Origin of the sequence: Novipirellula herctigrandis (assembly GCA_007859835.1) — a bacterium.
Lineage (GTDB): Bacteria > Planctomycetota > Planctomycetia > Pirellulales > Pirellulaceae > Novipirellula_A > Novipirellula_A herctigrandis.
Genome location: SJPJ01000017.1, coordinates 1 through 1,399, shown reverse-complemented (window position 1 = coordinate 1,399; position 1,399 = coordinate 1). Strand labels below are relative to the sequence as shown.

Here is a 1,399-nt window from a genome sequence, read left to right as displayed (position 1 = left end):
GGCCAAGTCAAAGCGTCGACACCTCGAATAGTCGTATAGTACCGAATCGGATCTCGCCAAATCTCACGAACGCCAAAGTCCCAAGCTCGCCACATCCACACCTCTACCGCATGAAGACAACAACAGAATCTCTGATGTAGAAAAACTTTCAAAAAAAGCGGCCAGTCGCCACTGGTCAAACCACGGACTTCATAGTCGTTCGCCGTCACCGGGCACGGACGGACGACTTCCCATTTGTAAAACCTTGCAATCCGTGCTCCGTGTGCACGGCTTGGTTATCCGCGTGTTCCTTACCAATCAGCTTTGCATTTCATCAACGCGAATATCGGCCAGTTGGCCATCCCAAAATTTAAACGTGATTCCCCAATTATTGTATTCAATCGATTTCTCCCGCGCACCGGGAGCCGCCCCAAATTCCGATACCGTACTCTCAGACGTGCGCGAAGGTTTTCCGTATGTCTTCAGTACATCATCCACGGAATTATTTGCTCCGATTCCTTCCCGCGTCAGGCCATTAAATCGTCCGTAGTCGTTGAGACGAAAATAGAAAATAAGGGTTTGAACGATCTTTCTTCTACATATTACTTCAACTCCTACTTCAGGGAATTCAAGATAGCTGGCACTAGTGCTTTCTGTTGGACCAAACACTTCGCGAGCAGTTTCCCTTGCTACGCCAATTTCGCATCCGTCAACGCCACGCCCAGGGATAATCTCCATTAATGGCAAGGGGCTGGTATCTCGGCGAACCGGCTTCTCGGCGGGCAGGTCGAAACTGTCGTTTTGATTATCGCGAAAATGATCTTCTGAAAGATCCTCGGCGATCTCTATGGCAGCTTCGGCTGTATTCACACGATCGACCGCTTCCAGCTCCATCTCCCCTACGCCTCCTGTGCTTCCGCATAAAAGCAATGTGCCCGGATCGAAAAGCCCCTCTTTCCGACAGTCCTCCAACGCAAGTGTTAGGCATTCAAAGCGTTGCTGGATCGTCGATCGGTCACTTTCCGCTAGCACAGAAATCGTTTTCGATACTGAGTCGAAATATTGGTCGCCCGCATTCTGAACCCATTCCGTGTAGTTCGATCCGATCCCCTTGTCGTCCGGCTTACGTTCAGCAACCCATGACTTTGTGCAGGCCGCAGAATAGAGAGTCATCACGTTGTCGTCTGTGCAAAGCGCGAACCCGTGTATCGGATCATGCCCGAACTCGTTAGCCATATCTGCACAAGCCCTGCGAATGGCGTCAACGATCGCACGCCTCAGGTCGTTGTGGATGTCAGTCATTGTCGTTCAGCCTCAGGTTACCTCGGGGGAAACTATATTCGGATAACGGTAGTGATCAGCGGGGACGGGCGAAAGACTTGCAAGCAGACGAGAAAACGGACCACCCGTCCTCCGTTGC

Annotated in this window: 1 protein-coding gene; it reads right to left on the bottom strand. The window is 51.3% G+C overall.

Annotation, left to right across the window (positions count from 1 at the left end):
* Nucleotides 1-297 precede the first annotated feature (297 nt).
* Nucleotides 298-1,281 carry a DUF4303 domain-containing protein gene (locus CA13_RS34350; RefSeq protein WP_146404847.1) on the bottom strand — a complete coding sequence of 328 codons (984 nt, stop codon included), beginning with the start codon at nt 1,279-1,281 and terminating at the stop codon, nt 298-300.
* Between the last annotated feature and the right edge of the window lie 118 nt (nt 1,282-1,399).

What these genes read in the sequence shown, in the direction of transcription:
- CA13_RS34350 (WP_146404847.1), bottom strand. Translation starts at nt 1,281, where the DNA reads ATGACTGACATCCACAACGACCTGAGGCGTGCGATCGTTGACGCCATT.